Below are 21042 nucleotides of genomic sequence, written 5' to 3'. Positions count from 1 at the left end.
GCGGCCCTGCAGCCCGTACGCGTACGAACAAAGCTCAGCCGATCAGGTTCGGGATCTCCTGCGTCGCGAACCACAGCAGCTCGTGGTCCTCGGCGCCGTCCACCGTGAACTGGGCGTCGTCATCGCCCTGGTCGGCCGCTCCCAGCGCACCCGCCGCCGCCGCGACATCCGCCACCGCGTCATCGGCGTCGACATGCACCGCCGCCGCCTTCGCCAGCGGTACGGCCTTCGCGAGGCGGACCTCGCCGAGCGCTCCGGGGTCGAGTCCGCGGTCGGGGTCGACCGACGCATCGGCATCCGGCACGTCGACCGCCACGACCACCCGGCGCGGCACGGCCGCGGGGTCCCCGGCCAGGAGCCGCAGAGAGGCCGCGGCTGCCCTGTTGAGCGCCGCGTACTCCAGCTCCTCGATGTCGTCGGACACGTACCACTCCCGCAGCGCGGGGGTCACCGCGTACGCCGTCAGCGGTCCCGGTCCGAGCTCGGCCGCCTTGTAGGCCTGCGCGAGACCGGCAAGGGTCAGGGGGACGTAGACACGCATGGAGCCGCCGCTTTCGTCATCGGGATGAAGATTCCCCAGTCGCGTGGGAAGGCCTTCAGGATACGTGCGGGAGTCCCCTTTCGAGCGGCCGCCAGAGCAACGCGAACCGTCAACCCGGCGCCCCTTCCGGCCATGCCCAGCCCCACCGCCTCGGCGCCCGGCCACCCTGATAGGTGAACTCCCCCGAGGCCCCCGCCCCTGCGGGCCGGCGATTGCGGCCACACCCCGACCGCCCGTACAAGATCCCCAGGAGCTACCGCCGGGTAACAACGCCCGGCCAGGCAGAACGGGGACTTGCCATGACCGGAAACACGGCCCACCCGACGTATCGCCGCAAGCCCGCACCCCGCGGCCCGGCCTCCCGGCGCGACCCGCGCCGCCCGGGGGAACCCCGCCGCGTTCCCGTGCAGCAGCGCCCGGCGGTCATCCGCTACTGGTTCGCCGAGCGGCTCCTTGCCGTACTGAGCGGCCAGCGTCCCGTGCACTGGATGCTCAGTCACACCGTCGGCGACGCCTACGAGCAGCTCGCGATGCTCGCCCCCCGCAGTCCGCTGCGCACCCGGGGCACCCGCCCTGTCATCCGCGACTGCGGCGAACACCGGCCCGAGGACGGCGTGATCGAGGCGTTCGCCCGGATCGCCGCCGGCGACCAGCTCAGGGCCATGGCCTTCCGCCTGGAACAGGGCACCGACCTGCGCTGGAAGTGCGCCGCCATCGAGGTCGGCTCACCGGCCTGAGGCACCCCGTACGACAGCGAACCGAAGCCGCAGCGCACAAACGAAACCGGGGCCCCGCACACCTGCGGGACCCCGGCCACGTACTGCCGATACCTACTTCTTGCGGCGGCGCCCGCCGCCCTTCTGCGCCTTGCGACGCTCCGCCCGGGTCATCCCGTCCGCAGCCGACCGCACCGGTCCGCCCGGACCGTCCTCGATCAGGTCGCCCTCGACGACGCCACCCTCACCGTCGACGCTCGGCGCCGAGAAGTGCAGACCGCCACGGCGCTGCGGGGCCTCCAGGCCCTTGGCGCGGATCTCGGGGCGCGAAGCACCCGCCGGGACCGCGTCCTCCTTGTCGAGGGACGGCTTCGCGTCCTCGACCGGGACCTCCTCGACCTGCTGCTCGACCTGGACCTCCAGGTTGAACAGGTAGCCGACGGACTCCTCCTTGATGCCGTCCATCATGGCGGTGAACATGTCGAAGCCCTCGCGCTGGTACTCGACCAGGGGGTCCTTCTGCGCCATCGCGCGCAGGCCGATGCCCTCCTGGAGGTAGTCCATCTCGTAGAGGTGCTCACGCCACTTGCGGTCGAGCACGCTCAGCACGACCCGGCGCTCCAGCTCACGCATGATCTCCGAGCCGAGCTGCTCCTCGCGCGCGTCGTACTGCGCGTGGATGTCCTCCTTGATCGCGTCGGAGATGAACTCGGCGGTCAGACCGGCGCGGTCGCCGACCTCCTCCTCGAGCTCCTCGACGGTGACCTTCACCGGGTAGAGCTGCTTGAACGCGCCCCACAGCCGGTCGAGGTCCCAGTCCTCGGCGAAGCCCTCGGCGGTCTCCGCCGAGATGTACGCGTCGATCGTGTCGTCCATGAAGTGGCGGATCTGCTCGTGCAGGTCCTCGCCCTCCAGGACGCGGCGGCGCTCGCCGTAGATGACCTCGCGCTGGCGGTTGAGCACCTCGTCGTACTTCAGAACGTTCTTACGCGTCTCGAAGTTCTGCTGCTCGACCTGCGACTGCGCCGAGGCGATGGCGCGGGTGACCATCTTGTTCTCGATCGGCACGTCGTCCGGCACATTGGCCATGGCCATCACGCGCTCGACCATCTGCGCCTTGAACAGACGCATCAGGTCGTCGCCGAGCGACAGGTAGAAGCGGGACTCGCCCGGGTCGCCCTGACGGCCGCTGCGACCGCGCAGCTGGTTGTCGATACGGCGGGACTCGTGCCGCTCCGTACCGAGGACGTAGAGACCGCCGAGGTCCTTGACCTCGTCGTGCTCGTCCTTGACCGCCTGCTCGGCGCGCTCCATCGCGGCGGGCAACGCGGCCGCCCACTCCTCGATGTGCTCCTCGGGGTCGAGGCCCTGCTGGCGCAGTTCGGCCTCGGCGAGGTCCTCGGGGTTGCCGCCGAGCTTGATGTCGGTACCACGGCCGGCCATGTTGGTCGCGACCGTGACGGCGCCCTTGCGGCCGGCCTGGGCGACGATGATCGCCTCACGGTCGTGCTGCTTGGCGTTGAGCACCTCGTGCGGGATGCCGCGCTTGGAGAGCTGCTGCGAGAGGTACTCGGACTTCTCGACCGAGACGGTGCCGACCAGGATCGGCTGGCCCTTCTCGTGCTTCTCGGCGATGTCGTCGACGACCGCGTCGAACTTCGCCTTCTCCGTGCGGTAGATCAGGTCCGACTGGTCCATGCGGACCATGGGCCGGTTGGTCGGGATCGGCACGACGCCCAGCTTGTAGATCTGCTGGAACTCGGCGGCCTCGGTCATCGCCGTACCGGTCATGCCGGACAGACCGCTGTCGTAGTCGTCGCGCTTGTAGAGGCGGAAGAAGTTCTGCAGGGTGATCGTGGCGAGCGTCTGGTTCTCGTCCTTGATGTCCACCCCTTCCTTCGCCTCGATCGCCTGGTGCATGCCCTCGTTGTAGCGGCGGCCGGCGAGGATACGGCCGGTGTGCTCGTCGACGATCATGACTTCGCCGTCGATGACGACGTAGTCCTTGTCCTTCTTGAACAGTTCCTTCGCCTTGATGGCGTTGTTCAGGTAGCCGACGAGCGGGGTGTTCACCGACTCGTAGAGGTTGTCGATGCCCAGCCAGTCCTCGACCTTGGCGACACCGGACTCGTGGATGCCGACGGTGCGCTTCTTCTCGTCGACGTCGTAGTCGCCGGTCTCCTCGATGCCCTTCAGCGGCTGGCCGGCCTCGCCCTTCTTCAGGCGCTGGACCAGCTTGGCGAAGTCGGCGTACCACTTGGTGGCCTGGTCGGCCGGGCCGGAGATGATCAGCGGCGTACGGGCCTCGTCGACGAGGATCGAGTCGACCTCGTCGACGATCGCGAAGTTGTGGCCGCGCTGGACGAGCTCGTCCTTGCTCCAGGCCATGTTGTCGCGCAGGTAGTCGAAGCCGAACTCGTTGTTCGTGCCGTACGTGATGTCGCACGCGTACTGCTCACGGCGCTGGGCCGGCGTCATGTTGGCGAGGATGCAGCCGACGCTCAGGCCCAGGAACTTGTGGACGCGGCCCATCATCTCGGAGTCGCGCTCGGCCAGGTAGTCGTTCACCGTGATCAGGTGAACGCCCTTGCCGGACAGGGCGTTGAGATACGCGGGCAGGGTGCCGACGAGGGTCTTGCCCTCACCGGTCTTCATCTCCGCGACGTACCCCATGTGCAGGGCGGCGCCGCCCATCATCTGCACGTCGTAGTGCCGCTGTCCCAGGACGCGCTTGGCGGCCTCGCGGACGGTGGCGAAGGCCTCGGGCAGCAGGTCGTCCAGGCTGTCGCCGGACTTGCCGCCGCTCTCGACGTACTCCTGGTAGCGCTCCTTGTACTCCTCGGTGAGGGCACGGAGCTCGGCGTCGGAGAGGCCTTCGAAGTCCTCTTCGATGGAGTTGACCTGGTCCGCGATGCGGTGCAGCTTGCGCAGGATCTTTCCTTCGCCTGCACGCATGAGCTTGTTGAAGACGGACACGAGGGTTGGTCTCCTTGCCGGTCGGGCGGCCTGGGCGGTCGTTTTGTGGTGGTGCAGGAACGGTAGGCGCACCCACCGCAACGGCCATCGTATGCGAGACGCCCGCCACCTCGGGAGGTCCACCATCAGGTCCAACGGACAGGGGCCGCAGAAGGTGCCGGGCACCCCTGTGCCTGCTCGTCCCCGCCGTGCCCCGGCCCGCCCCAAGCCCAGAGCGAAAACCTCTGGCCTCCGCTCACCGCCGCAGCAAGAATCCGCTGATGGATCACGTCACGCTCACCACCGACCGCCTCACCCTCGAGCCCCTCGGCCCGCAGCACATCGACGCCGTGTACGCGGCGTGCCAGGACCCGGAGGTCGCCCGCTGGACCACCGTCCCCGTGCCGTACCGCCGCGAGGACGCGGAGATGTTCGCCGGCACGATCGCCCCCGAGGCCTGGGCCACCGGCAAGGAGTACTGCTTCGCCGTGCTGGACAAGGAGGGCCGGCTCGTGGCGGTCACCGGCCTGATGGAACGGGTGGGCAACGCCCGCGAGATCGGCTTCTGGGCCGTCAAGGAACACCGCGGCCGTGGCTATATGACGGAGGCCGTGCGCGCGGTGACCCGCTGGGGCTTCGAGGAGCTGCGCGTCGACCGCATCGAGTGGAAGGCCGAGGTCGGCAACCACGCCTCGCGCAAGGTCGCCGAGAACGCGGGCTTCACCATGGAGGGCACCCTGCGCTCGGCCCTCCTCAACAAGGGCACCCGCACCGACTGCTGGGTCGCCTCGCTGCTGCCGGGCGACCTCGGACTGCCGTCGCAGGATCCGTACGTGCCTTCGGAGGGGTGAGGCTGCGGTCCGTTCGCCCGGCCACCCCGTCACTGGGCCGGAAACAGTCCCCTCCCGCCCGGGGGCCGAAGCCCTTCTCAGGCTATCGGCGACCACTGACAGCGCCGCTGCCCGGCCGACAACTGCACGGCCCCGCACGCCGATTGTCAGTGCCGGCTCGTACCGTACGTGCATGACCTCCACGCCCGACGTCGCCCTCTCCGCCGACGACGCCCGCCGTATCGCCCTGCGCGCCCAGGGGTTCCTCGGAGCCCCCGACCGGCGCGCGGGCGTGCGCGGAGTGCTGCGCCACCTGGGGTCGGTCCAGCTCGACACGATCTCGGTGCTCGCCCGCTCCCATGAGCTGATCCCGTACGCGCGCCTCGGCGCGGTCGGCCGCAGGACGGTCGAGGACGCGTACTGGACGCCGGGCCCCTCGGGCGAACCGCACGCCTTTGAGTACTGGTCGCACGCCGCCTGCATCCTGCCCGTCGAGGAGTGGCCGCTCTTCGCGTTCCGCCGCCGCGCGTACCGGGGCCGCCCGCACTGGAACCACCAGCTGGCCGACGGCGCGTACGAGCAGGTCATCAAGCAGCTGCGGACCGAAGGCCCGCTCACGGCCACCGAGCTGGGCGGCGCGAAGAACAAGGGCGAGTGGTGGGACTGGTCCGACTCCAAGATCGCCGTGGAGCGCGCGCTGATGTACGGCGAGGTGGTCTGCACCGAGCGCCGCAGCTGGAAGCGCGTGTACGACCTGGCCGAGCGCGCCGTCCCCGACCGGCTGCTCCATGACGACCTCGACGACCACGAGTGCCTGCGCCGTCTCGTACGGCAGTCCGGCGAGGCGCTCGGCGTGGGCACGCGCGCGGACATCGCCGACTATCACCGGCTCAAGAGCGAGCAGTTCGACGCGGTGGTGGCGGACTCCGGCCTGGTCCCGGTGGAGGTCGAGGGCTGGGGCAAGCCCGCCTGGGCCGACCCGGCGGCGCTCGCCGGCACGCCGCGCGGCCGCCACCGCACCACGCTCCTGTCCCCCTTCGACTCCCTGATCTGGGAACGGGCCCGTACGGAGCGGATCTTCGGCTTCACCCACCGGCTCGAGGCGTATGTCCCCAAGCCGAAGCGGGTGTACGGCTACTTCGCGATGCCCCTGCTCTCCGGCGGCCGGCTGCTCGGCCGGGTGGACCCGGCGCGCGAGGGCAGCACGCTCGTGGCCCGGCATGCCTCGCTCGACACCGCAAAGGCGGTGGAGCCGATGGCCGCGGCGCTGGTGGAGGCCGCGAGCTGGGTGGGCTGCAGTTCCGTACGCGTGGAGAAGGTCACCCCGGTGGAGCTGCAGGCACCGCTGACCGCGGCGGTGAAGACACTCACCGCGTAGGCGTTACGGGGGGCACCGCCGCCTAACCGGCTCTCACCAGATCTCACCGGATCTCGAGAATCTTCTCCCGCATCGCGTAGACCACGGCCTCCATCCGGGAGTGCAGCTGCAGCTTCTCCAGGATGTTGCGCACGTGGTTCTTCACGGTGTTCTCGGAGATGAAGAGCTCCTTGGCGATATCCCGGTTGTTCATCCCGGTCGCCACCAGCTTCAGGACTTCGAGCTCGCGGTCGGTCAGCCGCGGCGCGGGCACAAGCCGGCGTTCGTCGGTGCGCTGGATCATCGACTTGAACTCGGTGAGCAGCTTCGAGGCCATCGACGGACTGATCTGCGACTGCCCGTCCGCCACCGCGCGAATGGCCGTGGCCACCTCGTCGGTGGAGATCTCCTTGAGCAGATAGCCGGTGGCGCCGGCTTTGATCGCATCGTAGAGATCGGCCTCTTCATCGCTGATCGTCAGCATGATGATCTTCGCGCTGGGGGCCACTTCCTTGATCGAGGTGCAGGCCTCGATGCCGCCGCGCTTGGGCATCCGTACGTCCATGAGGACGATGTCGGGCAGCAGATCCGCGGCCTTGTCCACGGCCTCCGCGCCGTCCCCGGCCTCACCGACCACCTGGATGTCCTCCTCCTGCGCGAGGACGATCTCGAGGCCCCTGCGGAACAAGGCGTGGTCGTCCACGACAAGCACCCGGATCGGTTCCTTGCGCGCGGCGTCCAGGTCGGCGTTCTGGCCGATGCCCGCTCCGACGCGAGCGCCGTCACCGGCGTCCGCGTCACGCATCGGTCCGAAACTGTCCGCCATCGTTCCTCCCCCTGAAGGCCGAGGCCTGTGTGGTCCGCCAACCCGCTTCGGCAGTAAGCGGGTTGGTCTGCGAAGGCCATGATTTCATGCCGGGACGCCGGCGCAGTGCCCCAAGGGGTCGCACACCGGTGCCCCCGGGGGCGCTTGTCCGTCCCCAGGGGCACCGAACGGTGGATCACCGTGGCACATCAGCCGCCGAGCGCACCGCCCGCACCGGGCGACCCGTCCGAATCGGCCTTGGCCACCATCGGGTCCGTGTTCAGGTGGATCACGCCGTAGTCGTACGCGTGTCGCCGGTAGACGACGCTCGGTTCCTTGGTCTCGGAGTCGACGAACAGATAGAAGTCGTGCCCGACCAGCTCCATCTCGTAGAGCGCCTGGTCGAGCGACATCGGGGCCGCCACGTGCGTCTTCTCGCGGACGATCAGCGGGCCTTCGCCCTGGATCTCGAGCGAGCCGATGCGCTTGGTGGGTACACCCTCGTCCTCGTCGGTGACAGGCGTGCCGTCCCCGTTGAGCGTCGCGGCGCCCGGGATACGGTCGGCCACCTCGGCCGCCGACAGCCTGCCGTTGCCACGCCGGGTCGAGCGCTTGCTGTGCTGCTTGCGCAGCCGGGCTTCGAGCTTCTCCTGTGCCAGATCAAGCGCCGCATAGGGGTCGCTCGCGGATGCCTCGGCCCGGATCACCGGTCCGCGCGAACGCAGAGTGATTTCCACCCGGTCGCTGCGGTCGGCCTGACGGGGGTTGGGCTCCTTGGACACCTCGACGTCGAGGCTGATCACCTTGCCATCGAGCTTCTGGATCTTCTCCAGCTTCAGCTTCTCGGCCACGTGCTTGCGGAACCGCTCGGGCACCTCGGTCTTGCGGCCCTTGACGACGATGTCCACGCAGAACTCCGTTCCCGGATAGCTCCGCTCGCTACAGGCGGAGCATCTCCCTTTTGCACCAGACTCCGGTGAGCCCCGGAGCCTCGGACTCGGTGACTTCCACCTCCTCCTCCCCCGTGGACAAGATCTCCACCCCACCGCTTACGGGTGATTGACGAGACCTCTCGGCAATCACGGCAGCGCGGCATTCGGATATACGAGGCGTACATCCCGGAAAGATTCTTCGAAGCTTCTCCGGAGTCCTCACAACCGAACATATCTCGCCCGGACGTATGTCGTCACCCTCTACTGCCGCGTACCTCCGTTCAGGTGAAAGCGCACTCTCACTACCTGCAACGATGCAAGTTCTCAGTCAGTTCCGGTTTATTTCGAAAGAATCCGGTGAAGCGGCAACGACCGCGGCCTGTGTTCGATGCATTCCCCCGCTTCCCGCACTCCTCGCACTTTCCGCGCCCGCCGTGCGGACCGCCCTTTGTGCCGGCGCTACGGCGCGCAATGCACGGGCCGCTTCGGTCAGTGATGCGCCGGTGGTCATGAGGTCGTCCACCAACACCACCCGTCCCGCGGCCAACAACCGTTCCCTGCCCGGAACTACGTCCAGTGCACCCGTCAGGTTCATCAGCCTCCGTCGCGCGTCGAGACCCGACTGATCCGCCACCGCCCGCCGCTGCCGCAACACGGGCAGCACCCGCGCCGGCACACCGTCGCGCCGCAGCGCCCGGCTCGCGGCCAGGGCGATCCGCCGCACCGGGTCGTGCCCGCGCGCCGCCGTGGCCCGCCGAGCCGAAGGCACGGGCACGAGCAGCAGCGGCCCTGCCGGCGGATACGCGGCCGCTCCCGCACGCACCGCACCGGCAAGCGCCTCGCCCAGCGCTCCCGCCAGGACCAGGGCGCCCCGCTCCTTGTGCGCGAGCAGCACCGCGCGCACCGCGTCCGCATAGGGCGCCGCCGCGTGCACGGCGGGCAGCCCCGGCGGCGCGGGCATCGGGCGCACCCGCCGCGGCACGGCTCCGTACAGCGCTCTGCGACAGGGCTCGCACAGCGTCGTACGGGCGCGACCGCAGCCACCGCAGTCGGCCGGCAGCACCAGGTCGGTGAAGTCCTGCCACCACCCCCGCATGTCCCCACTGTGCCAAGGACGATGAAGTCCGGCCACCCCTGTGGATAACTGCACGGAACGTGACCGTGCTGTGGACAACTCCCCACGGGAAACGGGAGGTTGAACGACTTCAGGCCTCAGGCCTCACCCCGGATAGACCGGAGCGGCCCCCTCCTTGACCACCAGCTTCCAGTCCTCGCCCTCGGCACGCCGGACGATGCCGTCCTTGGAGTGCGCGACAAGCGCCAGCTGCTGGTTCTCGGAAGCCGCGACCGAAGCGACCTCGTTCAGACCCGGCAGCGAGGTCACATCGGGCAGCGAGCCGTCACTCTGCACGAACCGCATCTGCTTCACCCCGTCGGCCTCCTTGCCCACCACGAGCAGCCGGCTGCCGCCCGCCCAGGACATGGCCGAGACCTCCATGTTCGGTGCGGCGGCGCGCAGTTCGGTGACGGCGATCTCCGGCGTACCGCCGTTGCTCCGGTGCTCGACCCGGCCGATCCGCAGCCCGGTCCTGCCGTCCTGCTCGACGAGCAGCGCGATGCGCACCCCGTCCGCAGCCACCCGTACCGCCTTGATCCGGCCTTCGCCGTCCTCACCCAGCTGCCGGTCGAACTCGACCTCGACCGGGTCGCCCTGCCCCTTGTCCAGCCACAGCAGACGCGGGTTCTTGGGATCCTGGTCGGCCACCCACAGGTCGCCGCGCCCGTCCCAACTGGGCGCGGTGAGCCGCTCGCTCTCCTTGGCCGCCTTGCTTGTCACCTTGGCCTTGTCCAGCTCGGCGCCCTCGTAAAGACCGCCGACGAACAGCGAACTCCCGTCCCCGGACACGCCCGCGCCCCACTTCTCGTCACGCGAGACGGCGGCCGAACGCAGCTGCTGCTTGCCCGAACCGATCCCACCCGGCACCGGTTCGACCACGGACTGGTTCTTCGGCATCCGCACCAACTGGTGCTTCTTGTCGATGAAGTACTGGTGGTCGGGCTCCCCCGCCGGGTCGGGCGCCAGGGCCAGGGCCCCCGCCTTGTCGAGCACGCACAGCGAGGACTCCCCGTCCGAACGCAGCAGCTCCACCTGGTCGATCCCGGACGGCTTGGCCAGGTTGTCGAGCGTGAAGTAGATCTGGGCGGCCATCTTCCTGCAAAGATCCCGCTTGATCCCGTTGGCCTTGCTGTTCAGCGGCACCTGCAGCCGCTTCTGGTCGTCGGGGCTGAGTTCCTTCGTGCCCTTGCGCAGAGCCGTACCGCTCGGGAAACGCGAGGAGACCACCGGATCGAGCCAGCTCGTGGGCCCGGCGAGCAGCGCCTTGACCACATCGGCCAGCGGCGGTTCCGGATCGCCGCGCACATAGACGGGATCGGCCACCAGGGGCGGCGGCTGCGGCTGGTCGTCGCCCGCGGGCGCCATGTTGGACGCGAAGTAGTACTTGTTGACCGACTCGTACAGCCGCTGGAAGTCGGACTCGCCGAGCACCACACCGACCGGCGGCTCGGAGATCCGCCACTGGCCGGACTTCCCGCCCTCCTTCACGAGCTGGATGCTCTCGTTGTACCGCTTGGCCTCGGGCTGGTAGGCGTGGTCGGCGTCGATCGTCGCCACGGACTCGCCGCTCAGCTCGTAGCCGTAACTGACCGCGGTCTCCTGCTCCTGCACAGGGCTCAGCGCCCGCGTCTTCGGGCCCTCCTCGAGAACCGTCGTCAGACTCTCGGGATTCCAGCTCTTCGCCGCTTCGGCCGTGAGGTACTTGCGCGCGATCGAGTAATCGGGGTCGTTGCCGGTCAGGGTCTGGAGGAAGCCGTCGATGATCTCGTTGGGGCGGGCATTCGCCTTGGGCGGCGCCGCGTACACCCGGACCAGCGGCTCGTTCGGCGATGCGTTCACCGCCTCGGGCTCACCACTGGTCGGCATCGACGCACAGCCTGCGAGCAGCACACCGCCACAGCCGAGCAGCGCGAACTTCCGCACCGCGAGCCGCCCGCGCCCCACACGTTCAGCGCCCACGGCTGCCCTCCCCTTCGGTCACGCTCTCGTCCGCCTCCGCTGCGTCCGTCCCCTCCCGTACGGGGAGTTCGCCCGGCTCGTCGTCCCGGTTGCGGGTCGGGCGGGGTACCACCCGGGCACCGTTGCCCGGCAGCGCCGTCGGGTCCACGGAGTTGCTGCCCCGCGGGGGTGTGGAGGCGGTGTGGGGTATCGGCCCCGGCACGCGCTCCTGGGCCTGCGCCGGGACGGTGGCGCGCTTGCTCTGGCCGCCCGAGGGCAGCCCGGCCTCGCTCAGGCCACGGTTGCGGCGCGAGTCCTCCGGCTCCAGCGGTATCGGCGATCCGCGCAGCGGCTCGTCCGCGGTGCGTGGCAGCGTGAGCCGGAACTGCGATCCGCCGCCCGGCTCACCCCAGGCCTGCAGCCAGCCGCCGTGCAGCCGGGCATCCTCCAGGGCGATCGACAGACCGAGGCCCGTGCCGCCGGTGGTGCGGGCGCGGGCCGGATCGGCACGCCAGAAACGGTTGAACACCCGGGTAGCCTCGCCCGGCTTCAGACCCACTCCGTAATCGCGCACGGCCACCGCCACGGCGCCGCCGGCCGAGGCCAGGCGCACCACGACGTCCTTGCCGTCACCGTGCTCCACCGCGTTGACCACGAGGTTGCGCAGCACGCGCTCGACACGGCGGGCGTCCGCCTCCGCTATCACCGGCTGGCTGTCGCCGACGATCCGGACCCGGCTGCCCTTGCGCTCGGCCAGCGGCTCGGCGCCGCCGACGACCCGCCGTACGACCTCGCGCAGATCTATCGGCTCCGCCTCCAGGGCGGCCGCACCCGCGTCGAAGCGGCTGATCTCCAGGAGATCGGCGAGCAGCGACTCGAAACGGTCGAGCTGATCCGTGAGCAGCTCGGCGGAACGCGAGGTGACCGGGTCGAAGTCGACGCGGGCCTCGTGGATGACATCCGCGGCCATACGGACGGTCGTCAGCGGAGTGCGCAGCTCGTGCGAGACATCGGAGACGAAGCGGCGCTGCATCCGCGAGAGGTCCTCGAGCTGCTGGATCTTCAACTGGAGGTTCTGCGCCATCTTGTTGAAGGCCTCGCCGAGGCGCGCGATGTCGTCCTCGCCGGTGACCTTCATCCGCTCCTGCAGCCGCCCGGCCGACAGGCGCTCGGCGATCCCGGCGGCCATCCGCACCGGCGTCACGACCTGCCGTACGACGAGCCAGGCGATGGCGCCGAGCAGCACCACGACGAACAGCCCCGCGGTCGCGAGGGTGCCCTTGACCAGCGTCAGGGTCTCCTCTTCCTGCGTGAGCGGGAAGACGTAGTAGAGCTGGTACGGGTTTCCCTCGACGTCGTCGAGACGCTTGCCGATGACGAGCCCGGGCTCGGGGGCTCGGTCCTTCGCCCCGTAGACCACGGTGGAGAAGCTCTGGAAAGCGCTTGAATGCTTGTCGATCTTCTGCTGCAGCGCCACGGGCACGGTCTCGGGGGACAGGCCTCCGGATGCGCGCGGCAGCCGGTTGCTGCCGGCTCCGCCGTCCGCGGTGGACGCGATGGCCAGCACATGGAAGGCGTTCTGCCCGCCGCTGGCCAGCTGCTTCACCGTGTTGGTCAGCCACTCGTTGACCTCGGCGCCCGGACCGCCGCGCGTGGCACTTTCCGAACTCTCGGCCCTGGACGGAGCCGCGAGGCCCTCCGCGACCTTGAAACCGCCGGTGGCCTGGATCTGCGCGGCGTTCTTCTTCGCCTCGAGCAGACCGTTGCTCACCTGGCTGATGACGACGAAGCCGAGCACCAGCACGACGACCACGGACATCAGCAGGGTGCTCGCGACCACCCGCAGCTGAATGTTGCGCCGCCACAGCCGCATCACGGGCAGCAGCGGACGCCGCACCCAGCGCGTGAAAAGCCGCAGGAAGAGGCTGCTCTGCACCCCGTCCTGAAGCAGTAGTCCGCCCCTGCGGAACTGACCGATCAGGGACGTGCGCCCACGAGGGCCCACCGGCCGCTCCGGACGCCGGCCCTGCTGCCCGGACGCCGAAGCGGCACTGTCCCCGGGCACGTCAGCTCGGTCCGGCCTTGTAGCCGACGCCACGCACGGTCACCACGATCTCGGGGCGCTCGGGGTCCTTCTCGACCTTCGAACGCAGCCGCTGCACATGCACATTGACCAGACGTGTGTCCGCCGCGTGGCGGTAGCCCCACACCTGCTCGAGCAGCACCTCGCGGGTGAACACCTGCCACGGCTTACGGGCCAGCGCGACCAGGAGGTCGAACTCGAGCGGCGTGAGCGCGATCGACTGGCCGTCGCGCTTGACCGAGTGGCCGGCCACGTCGATGACGAGGTCACCGATGGTCAGCTGCTCCGGAGCGGGCTCCTCGGACCTCCGCAGCCGCGCCCGGATACGGGCGACGAGCTCCTTCGGCTTGAACGGTTTCACGATGTAGTCGTCGGCGCCCGACTCGAGCCCGACCACCACGTCCACGGTGTCGCTCTTGGCGGTGAGCATCACGATCGGCACGCCGGACTCGGCCCGGATGAGACGGCAGACCTCGATGCCGTCCCTGCCGGGCAGCATCAGGTCGAGCAGCACCAAATCGGGCTTGGCCTCCCTGAAGGCAGCCAGCGCCTTGTCGCCGTCAGCTACGAACGACGGCTCAAAACCTTCTCCCCGCAGCACAATGCCGAGCATCTCGGCCAGCGCGGTGTCGTCGTCGACGACAAGGACTCGTCCCTTCATAGACGACATCATCCCATTCTCGTAACGGTGGAGTAGGCCCTGGTGAGGTAGGTCACGGGCCCGTGACGCTAGTCGCCCGGAGCAGTCACTGTCTGCCCCTGTGCACGGCCGTCGACACACAGACCCACCAGCGTGCCGAAAGGATGCACACAACCGCGGAGTTCGGCCGAAACCTCACCCCTTCCGCACACCTCCCGCCTCCTGCCGCCCTCGCGCACACAGCTCCGCCAGGGCATCGGCAGTGACCGGAGACACCACCCCGTGCTCGGTGACGATCGCCGTCACGAGCTCCGGCGGTGTCACATCGAACGCCGGGTTGTACGCCTGCGTGCCCAGCGGCGCCAGCGGGATCCCTCCCCCGGGCTCGCCCCCGGCCGCCGCCTGCGGCGCCGCGAACTCCGTCACCTCGTGCCCCGGCCGCTGCTCGACCTCGATCGCGGCCCCGTCCGGGGTGTCCTCGTCGACGGTGCTCAGCGGCGCGACCACGATGAACGGCACATGGTGATAGCGCGCGAGCACGGCGAGCGGATAGCTGCCCACCTTGTTCGCCACCGCCCCGTCCGCCGCGATACGGTCCGCGCCGATCAGCACCGCGTCCACCTCACCCGCCGCGAACAGCGAGCCCGCCGCATTGTCGGTCAGCAAGGTGTACGGCATGTCATTGCGCGCCGCCTCGTACGCGGTGAGCCGGGCGCCCTGGAGCAGCGGGCGGGTCTCGTCCACCCAGAGCCGCCGCAGCCGGCCGGCCCGGTGCGCCTCGAGCGCCACGGCGAAGGCCGTGCCCTCGCCGCCGGACACCAGCGCACCCGTGTTGCAGTGCGTGAGGATCCGGTGCGCTCCACCGGTCAGCAGCTCGTCCAGCAGCTCGAGCCCGTACCCCGCCATCAGCCGGGCGGCCTCCGCGTCCTCACGGTGCAGGGCGCGCGCCTCGGCGAGCGCCGCCGCAGCCGCCTCGTCCTGGCCGGCACCGTCCTCCAGCGCCTTCCGGTACGCCTCGCGCGCACGCTCCACGCCGCGGGCGAGGTTGACCGCGGTGGGCCGCGCGGTGGCCAGGGCGTTGGCCGCCTCGTCGACGTCGAAGCCGCGCACCGCGGCCAGCGCCACTCCGTATGCGCCCGCGATCCCGAGCACCGGAGCGCCCCGCACCGCAAGCGTCTGGATCGCCTGCACGAGAGCAGGCGCGTCGGTGCACACCCACTCGACTTCCTCGGCCGGCAGCCGGGTCTGATCGAGGAGCACGAGCACCGGGCCTTCGGGGGGCTCCTCCCAGCGGATCGCAGGGATGAACTCGGGCTGTCCGTTCTTGAGTGGTGGTGCGTACTGATCAGCCATCCGCCCAGTCTGCCCCGTACCCGACGGACAATTGAAGCTGCACAGCCGTTGGAGTGCCCCGCCTGCCCGGTCCACGAACGGGTACACCGTGGCACGATGGCTGCCAAGCTGCCGCCGCGAACGCGGACGGGCACCGTGAAGGAGCGATGATGAACGACACTCCGGGCTGGGCCTCGCCCGGATCTGCCCCCGCCGATGGACAGCCCGACGGGCAGCCCTCGGACCAGGATCGCGCCGTGCCCCGCCCTTCCCCGCCCGCCGAGCCGCAGGACGCCGCCCAGGACAAGTGGTCCAAGAAGCAGCCGCCCGCAGGACAGTGGTCCGCTCCCGGCTCGCCCGGTCAGCAGCCCACCCCAGGACCGCAGCAGTGGGGCGGCCCCTCCGTCCCGCCCGGCCGGGGTCCCGGCTGGGGCGGCGGCTGGAACGCCCCGCCCGCGGCGGCCAAGCCCGGTGTCATCCCGCTCCGCCCGCTGGGCGTCGGCGAGATCCTCGACGGCGCGGTCTCCACGATGCGCGCCCACTGGCGCACCGTGCTCGGCATCTCCCTGACCGTGGCAGTGATCACCGAGATCGTGGCAATCCTGCTGCAGGGCTTCGTCCTGAACAGCAGTGCGAGCACGGAGGTCCTGGAGGACCCCAACGCCACGGTCAGCGAGCTGCTCAGCGCCACCGCCACCGTCATGCGCGACACCGGTGTCCTGCTGCTGCTCTCCCTCCTCGCCACCTTCGTCGTGACGGCGCTGCTGACGATGGTCACCAGTCGCGCGGTGCTCGGTAAGTCCGTCACCATCGGCGAAGCCTGGCGCGACGCCCGACCGCAGGTACCGCGCCTGCTCGGCCTGACCTTCCTGCTTCCGCTGATGGGAGCCGGCATCGTCGCGGCCGGCACCCTGCCGGGCGTCCTCGTGGCCCTCGCCGGCTCCTCGGAAGGCGGCGCGACACTGGCCATCCTCGGCGGCCTCGCCGCAGCGGTCGTGGCGATCTGGCTCCTGGTCCGCTTCTCCCTGTCCTCGCCGGCCCTGATGCTGGAGAAGCAGACCATCCGCAAATCCCTGGCCCGCTCGGCGAAGCTGGTCAACCGGTCCTGGTGGCGGGTCTTCGGCATTCAGCTGCTCGCCGCGATCCTCGTGAACATCGTGGTGTCGATCATCGTCATCCCGTTCACGTTCCTCGCGGGCGCACTGAGCGGAGACGGAATCAGCGGATTCCTCGAAGCCAGTGGCGATGCCGGCTGGACCTTCCTGATCGTCACCGGCATCGGCTCCGTGGTCGGCTCGATGCTCGCGTTCCCGATCACCGCGGGCGTGAGTGTCCTGCTCTACATCGACCTGCGGATCCGTCGCGAGGCCCTCGACCTGGAGCTCGCCCGCGCGGCAGGTCTCAAGGAGCAGTCCGGCCCTGGTACCTCCGGCCAGCAGCCCGGGAGCTGATGCGGTGATCCTGTCGGGGGGAGTCACGCGTACAGCAGCGCTGCGCCCGTTCACCGGCGAGGAACCACCGGTGACGATCCCACGCGATCCGGCACGGGAGGCCGCGGAGCGCGAACTCTCCGACCCGCGGTACCACCAGAACGATCCGAGCCTGGTCGAGCGCCTCCTGGACCGCCTCTGGGAGTGGGTCGGTGACCTCTTCAGCGCCGCGTCGGGAGCTGCCCCCGGCGGCGCGCTCGGCCTGTTCGTCATCCTCCTGTTCGTCGTGCTGCTCGTGGCCGCCCTGTGGTGGCGGCTCGGCGCCCCGCGCCGCTCCCCCACCGGCTCGGCCCATCTGTTCGACGACCGCCCCCGCAGCGCCGCCGAACACCGCGCCGCCGCCGAAGCCCACGCCGCGGCCCAGCGCTGGACCCAGGCCGTACAGGAGCGCATGCGCGCCGTCGTCCGCTCCCTCGAGGAACGCGCTCTGCTCGACGAACGCCCCGGACGCACGGCCGACGAGGCCGCCGCGGAGGCGGGCCGCGCCCTGCCCGCCCACACGGACCGACTGCGCGCTGCAGCCCGCACGTTCGACGACGTCACATACGGCGGCCGTACGGCGGACGAGTCCGCGTACCGACGCCTCACCGATCTGGACCGCGACCTCGAGCAGACCCGGCCCGCCCTCACCGGAGCCGCCCAGGGGGCCGCCGAATGACCGAGGCCATCCGCGCCGGCACCTCGGCCTCTCCCACCGCTCGCCAGGTGTGGACCCGCTCCCGCGGACTGCTGCTCGCGCTCGCCCTGCTGTTGATCGCCGGCGTCGTCATCGCGGCCGTCCGCTCCAGCGAACAGCACGGGCGTCTCGACCCGCGCTCCTACGACCCCTCCGGCAGCCGTGCGGTCGCCGAACTCCTCAAGGACCGCGGCGTCGACACCCGCGTCGTCACCACGACCGACGCGGCGGCCGAAGCGGCGGGGCCGGACACGACCCTCCTGGTCACGTCCCCCGACCTCCTCACGGAGAAGCAGCAGACAGCGCTGCACGATTCGACGCAGAACTCCGGCGGCCGCACCGTCCTGCTCTCGCCCGGGGCCCCTTCCGTCGAACGGCTCGCGCCTGGCGTGACGGCGTCGCTGCCGGGCTTCGACTCGGCGCTGCAGCCCGGCTGTCCGCTCCCGGAGGCCGAACGCGCCGGCGACGCCGACACGGGCGGCATGCGCTACACCGTCACCGACGAACAGGCCACGGCCTGCTACCCGGAGGACGGCGAGGCGACGCTGGTGCATCTGCCCACCGGCGACGGCGACACCGTCGTGCTCGGCGGCCCTCGCCTCCTCTACAACGACCTGCTCGACGACCGCGGCAACGCCTCGCTCGCCCTTCAACTCCTCGGTTCCCGCCCGCATCTGGTCTGGTACCTCCCCTCGCTGGACGACACCGCAGCCACCGACGGCGGCGACCGCAGCTTCTTCGACCTGATCCCCTCCGGCTGGCTCTGGGGCACGCTTCAACTCGCCCTGGCGGCAGCCCTGGCCGCCCTCTGGCGCGCCCGCCGCCTCGGCCCCCTGGTCGCGGAACGGCTGCCCGTGGCCATCCGCGCCTCCGAGGCCGTCGAAGGCGGAGCCCGCCTCTACCGCAAGGCCAACGCCCGCGACCGCGCCGCCACCGCGCTCCGCACGGCGGCCCTCACCCGCCTCGCCCCTCTCGTCGGCGTCCCGCCCTCCCATGCCACCAGCCCGGAGGAGATGCTCCCCGCGCTGTCCTCCCAACTCCCCGACGGATCCACGGACCTGCACTCCCTCCTCTTCGGCCCGCCTCCCGGCGACGACGCCGCACTGATCGCCCTTGCCGACCAACTCGACGCCCTCGAAAGAGAGGTACGCACCTCATGAGCGCCCCGATCTCCGACACCCCCGGGAACGCGGATCGCGCCCGCGCCTCCCTGGAGGCCCTGCGCGCCGAGATCGCAAAGGCCGTGGTCGGCCAGGACCCGGCGGTCACCGGCCTGGTGGTCGCCCTCCTGTGCCGCGGCCATGTCCTGCTCGAAGGTGTCCCCGGCGTCGCGAAGACCCTTCTCGTCCGCGCACTGGCCTCGGCCCTCGAACTCGACACCAAGCGCGTCCAGTTCACGCCCGACCTGATGCCGAGCGATGTCACGGGTTCACTGGTCTACGACGCCCGCACAGCGGAGTTCTCCTTCCAGCCCGGCCCTGTCTTCACGAACCTCCTGCTCGCCGACGAGATCAACCGCACCCCGCCGAAGACCCAGTCCTCCCTCCTCGAGGCCATGGAGGAACGCCAGGTCACCGTCGACGGCACCCCCCGCGCGCTCCCCGACCCGTTCCTCGTCGCCGCCACCCAGAACCCGGTGGAATACGAAGGCACTTATCCCCTCCCGGAAGCACAGCTCGACCGCTTCCTCCTCAAACTGAACGTCCCCCTGCCCTCTCGCCAGGACGAGATCGCCGTCCTCAACCGCCACGCGGAAGGCTTCAACCCCCGCGACCTCACGGCCGCAGGACTCCGCCCCGTCGCCGGCCCGGACGACCTCGAGGCAGCTCGAACTGCCGTGGCCAAGACAGCCGTCTCCCCCGAAATCACCGGTTACGTGGTGGACATCTGCCGTGCCACCCGCGAATCCCCGTCGCTCACCCTTGGTGTCTCACCGCGAGGCGCTACCGCTCTGCTCTCCACCGCACGCGCATGGGCCTGGCTCACCGGACGCGACTACGTCACGCCAGACGACGTAAAAGCCCTGGCCCTGCCCACCCTTCGGCACCGCGTCCAACTCCGCCCTGAGGCAGAGATGGAAGGCGTCACTGCCGACTCCGTCATCACCGCGATCCTCGCCAACGCCCCTGTCCCTCGCTGAGGTCGAGACCCATGGCACTCACTGGTCGGGCCGCCCTGCTTGCGGCCCTGGGCTCCGTCCCCGTAGGTCTGCTCGCTCCCAGCTGGACGGGCATGATCGCTGTCAACTCACCCCTCGCACTCGCAATGATGTGCGACTACGCCCTCGCGGCGCCAGTACGTTCGCTCCGTTTCACCCGTTCTGGTGACACATCAGTTCGACTTGGTGACGCCGCAGACGTCACGCTCACCATCGAGAATCCCTCGCGACGCCCGCTGCGCGCCCAACTCCGCGACGCCTGGCCGCCGAGCAGCTGGACACCCGGGACCGAGACGGCCGCATCCCGCCACCGCATCGATGCTCCCCCCGGGGAACGCCGCCGCGTGACGACCCGCCTCACCCCTACCCGACGAGGCGACCGCGAGGCGGAACGCATCACCATCCGCTCCTACGGCCCTCTCGGACTCCTGACCCGCCAGGGCAGCCACAAAGTCCCCTGGACCGTGCGGGTTCTGCCGCCGTTCCACAGCCGCAAGCACCTGCCCTCCAGGCTCGCACGCCTGCGTGAACTGGACGGCCGCACCAGCCTGTTGACCCGCGGCGAGGGCACCGAGTTCGACAGTCTCAGGGAGTACGTGCCAGGCGACGACACCCGTTCGATCGACTGGCGCGCAACCGCCCGCCAGTCGGCGGTGGCCGTCCGCACTTGGCGACCCGAACGCGACCGCCGCATCCTCCTGGTCCTTGATACGGGTCGCACGTCCGCCGGACGCGTCGGCGACGCACCGCGCCTCGACGCCGCCATGGACGCCGCTCTGCTTCTCGCCGCCCTCGCCACACGGGCCGGGGACCGCGTGGACCTCCTCGCATACGACCGGCGCGTCCGCGCCCTCGTCCAGGGCAAGGCAGCCGGCGACATCCTCCCGTCGTTCGTGAACGCAATGGCCACACTCGAACCGGAACTGGTCGAGACCGACGCCCGAGGCCTCGCATCCACCACGCTGACCACGGCACCACGCCGTTCCCTGGTCGTCCTCCTGACGAGCCTGGACGCCGCCCCCGTCGAGGAAGGGCTGCTCCCCGTGCTGCCCCGCCTGACCAAGGGCCACACCGTAATCGTCGCCGCCGTGGCCGATCCTCGTATCCAGAAGATGTCCACAGCGCGCGGCACAGTGGACGGTATCTACGACGCGGCATCAGCAGCTCAAGCCCAGGCAGAGCGCCGCCGCACGGCAGAGAAGCTCACCCGGCACGGCGTCACGGTGGTCGACGCCGCACCGGACGAACTCGCCCCTGCTCTCGCAGACGCATACCTCGCGCTCAAGGCCGCCGGCCGGCTCTAAGCGCGAGGGGCACCATGCCCCAAATGCATACCGCCCCCTAAACGCAGAAAACCCCCGCACCGAATGGTGCGGGGGCTTTTCTTTAAAATTAGTTCGGCGGCGTCCTACTCTCCCACAGGGTCCCCCCTGCAGTACCATCGGCGCTGTGAGGCTTAGCTTCCGGGTTCG

The 21042-nt window shown here is 70.2% G+C and carries 17 protein-coding genes and 1 rRNA gene; 8 read left to right on the top strand and 10 right to left on the bottom strand.

The window, feature by feature from the left end:
- Positions 1-34: 34 nt before the first annotated feature.
- Positions 35-541, bottom strand: coding sequence for a DUF6912 family protein (locus H9Y04_RS37005; protein ID WP_187818585.1), 507 nt, complete (start codon positions 539-541; stop codon positions 35-37).
- Between the two features lie 299 nt (positions 542-840).
- Between H9Y04_RS37005 and H9Y04_RS37000 the strand changes: the two genes are divergently transcribed.
- Positions 841-1278, top strand: coding sequence for an Rv3235 family protein (locus tag H9Y04_RS37000; protein ID WP_187818584.1), 438 nt, complete (start codon positions 841-843; stop codon positions 1276-1278).
- Between the two features lie 93 nt (positions 1279-1371).
- Here H9Y04_RS37000 and secA read toward each other — a convergent pair whose 3' ends face one another.
- The gene (secA, locus tag H9Y04_RS36995; protein WP_187818583.1) at positions 1372-4233 is read right to left on the bottom strand and encodes a preprotein translocase subunit SecA; all 2862 of its coding nucleotides are present in this window, start codon (positions 4231-4233) and stop codon (positions 1372-1374) included.
- Positions 4234-4493: 260 nt separating this feature from the next.
- Here secA and H9Y04_RS36990 point away from each other — a divergent pair, with 260 nt between their 5' ends.
- Both H9Y04_RS36990 and H9Y04_RS36985 read left to right on the top strand, forming a co-directional pair.
- Entirely contained in the window at positions 4494-5063 is a 570-nt protein-coding gene (locus H9Y04_RS36990) for a GNAT family N-acetyltransferase (RefSeq protein WP_187818582.1), read from the top strand.
- Positions 5064-5235: 172 nt separating this feature from the next.
- A complete protein-coding gene (locus H9Y04_RS36985) occupies positions 5236-6420 on the top strand; it encodes a winged helix-turn-helix domain-containing protein (protein WP_187818581.1) in 1185 nt (394 codons plus the stop codon).
- Between the two features lie 43 nt (positions 6421-6463).
- Here H9Y04_RS36985 and H9Y04_RS36980 read toward each other — a convergent pair whose 3' ends face one another.
- From H9Y04_RS36980 to mtnA, 7 genes are all read right to left on the bottom strand, one after another.
- Entirely contained in the window at positions 6464-7225 is a 762-nt protein-coding gene (locus H9Y04_RS36980; RefSeq protein ID WP_187818580.1) for a response regulator, read from the bottom strand.
- A 188-nt stretch (positions 7226-7413) separates the two neighbouring features.
- Positions 7414-8112, bottom strand: a complete 699-nt coding sequence (gene hpf / locus H9Y04_RS47850) for a ribosome hibernation-promoting factor, HPF/YfiA family (RefSeq protein ID WP_308801627.1) — start codon at positions 8110-8112, stop codon at positions 7414-7416.
- A gap of 352 nt (positions 8113-8464) precedes the next feature.
- Entirely contained in the window at positions 8465-9232 is a 768-nt protein-coding gene (locus H9Y04_RS36970) for a ComF family protein (protein WP_187818578.1), read from the bottom strand.
- 123 nt (positions 9233-9355) lie between these two features.
- Positions 9356-11212, bottom strand: a complete 1857-nt coding sequence (locus H9Y04_RS36965) for an LpqB family beta-propeller domain-containing protein (RefSeq protein ID WP_308801625.1) — start codon at positions 11210-11212, stop codon at positions 9356-9358.
- Complete coding sequence (gene mtrB, locus H9Y04_RS36960) at positions 11202-13256, bottom strand: MtrAB system histidine kinase MtrB (protein ID WP_187818577.1); 2055 nt, start codon at positions 13254-13256, stop codon at positions 11202-11204. Before mtrB ends, H9Y04_RS36965 begins: the two co-directional genes overlap by 11 nt.
- A 1-nt stretch (position 13257) precedes the next feature.
- Positions 13258-13947 carry a two-component system response regulator MtrA gene (gene mtrA, locus H9Y04_RS36955; protein WP_187818576.1) on the bottom strand — a complete coding sequence of 230 codons (690 nt, stop codon included), beginning with the start codon at positions 13945-13947 and terminating at the stop codon, positions 13258-13260.
- A 162-nt stretch (positions 13948-14109) separates the two neighbouring features.
- Positions 14110-15267, bottom strand: a complete 1158-nt coding sequence (mtnA, locus tag H9Y04_RS36950) for an S-methyl-5-thioribose-1-phosphate isomerase (protein WP_187818575.1) — start codon at positions 15265-15267, stop codon at positions 14110-14112.
- A gap of 149 nt (positions 15268-15416) precedes the next feature.
- Here mtnA and H9Y04_RS36945 point away from each other — a divergent pair, with 149 nt between their 5' ends.
- Genes H9Y04_RS36945 through H9Y04_RS36925 form a run of 5 tightly spaced genes read left to right on the top strand, consistent with a single transcriptional unit; the run spans position 15417 to position 20874 of the window.
- On the top strand, positions 15417-16697 hold the full coding sequence (locus H9Y04_RS36945) for a DUF7847 domain-containing protein (protein ID WP_187818574.1): 1281 nt from the start codon (positions 15417-15419) through the stop codon (positions 16695-16697).
- Positions 16698-16701: 4 nt separating this feature from the next.
- Positions 16702-17394 carry a DUF4129 domain-containing protein gene (locus H9Y04_RS36940; RefSeq protein ID WP_187818573.1) on the top strand — a complete coding sequence of 231 codons (693 nt, stop codon included), beginning with the start codon at positions 16702-16704 and terminating at the stop codon, positions 17392-17394.
- Entirely contained in the window at positions 17391-18572 is a 1182-nt protein-coding gene (locus H9Y04_RS36935) for a DUF4350 domain-containing protein (protein WP_187818572.1), read from the top strand. Before H9Y04_RS36940 ends, H9Y04_RS36935 begins: the two co-directional genes overlap by 4 nt.
- Complete coding sequence (locus H9Y04_RS36930; RefSeq protein WP_187818571.1) at positions 18569-19552, top strand: AAA family ATPase; 984 nt, start codon at positions 18569-18571, stop codon at positions 19550-19552. The genes H9Y04_RS36935 and H9Y04_RS36930 overlap by 4 nt, the downstream gene beginning before the upstream one ends.
- Before the next feature lie 11 nt (positions 19553-19563).
- Complete coding sequence (locus H9Y04_RS36925; RefSeq protein ID WP_187818570.1) at positions 19564-20874, top strand: DUF58 domain-containing protein; 1311 nt, start codon at positions 19564-19566, stop codon at positions 20872-20874.
- 91 nt (positions 20875-20965) lie between these two features.
- Here the strand turns inward: H9Y04_RS36925 and rrf are convergent.
- A 5S ribosomal RNA gene (rrf, locus tag H9Y04_RS36920) occupies positions 20966-21042 on the bottom strand; the annotation flags it as partial.

The sequence above is a fragment of the Streptomyces polyasparticus genome (genome assembly GCF_014493765.1).
GTDB classification, from domain to species: domain Bacteria; phylum Actinomycetota; class Actinomycetes; order Streptomycetales; family Streptomycetaceae; genus Streptomyces; species Streptomyces polyasparticus.
This window is presented reverse-complemented; position numbering and strand designations above follow the sequence as displayed.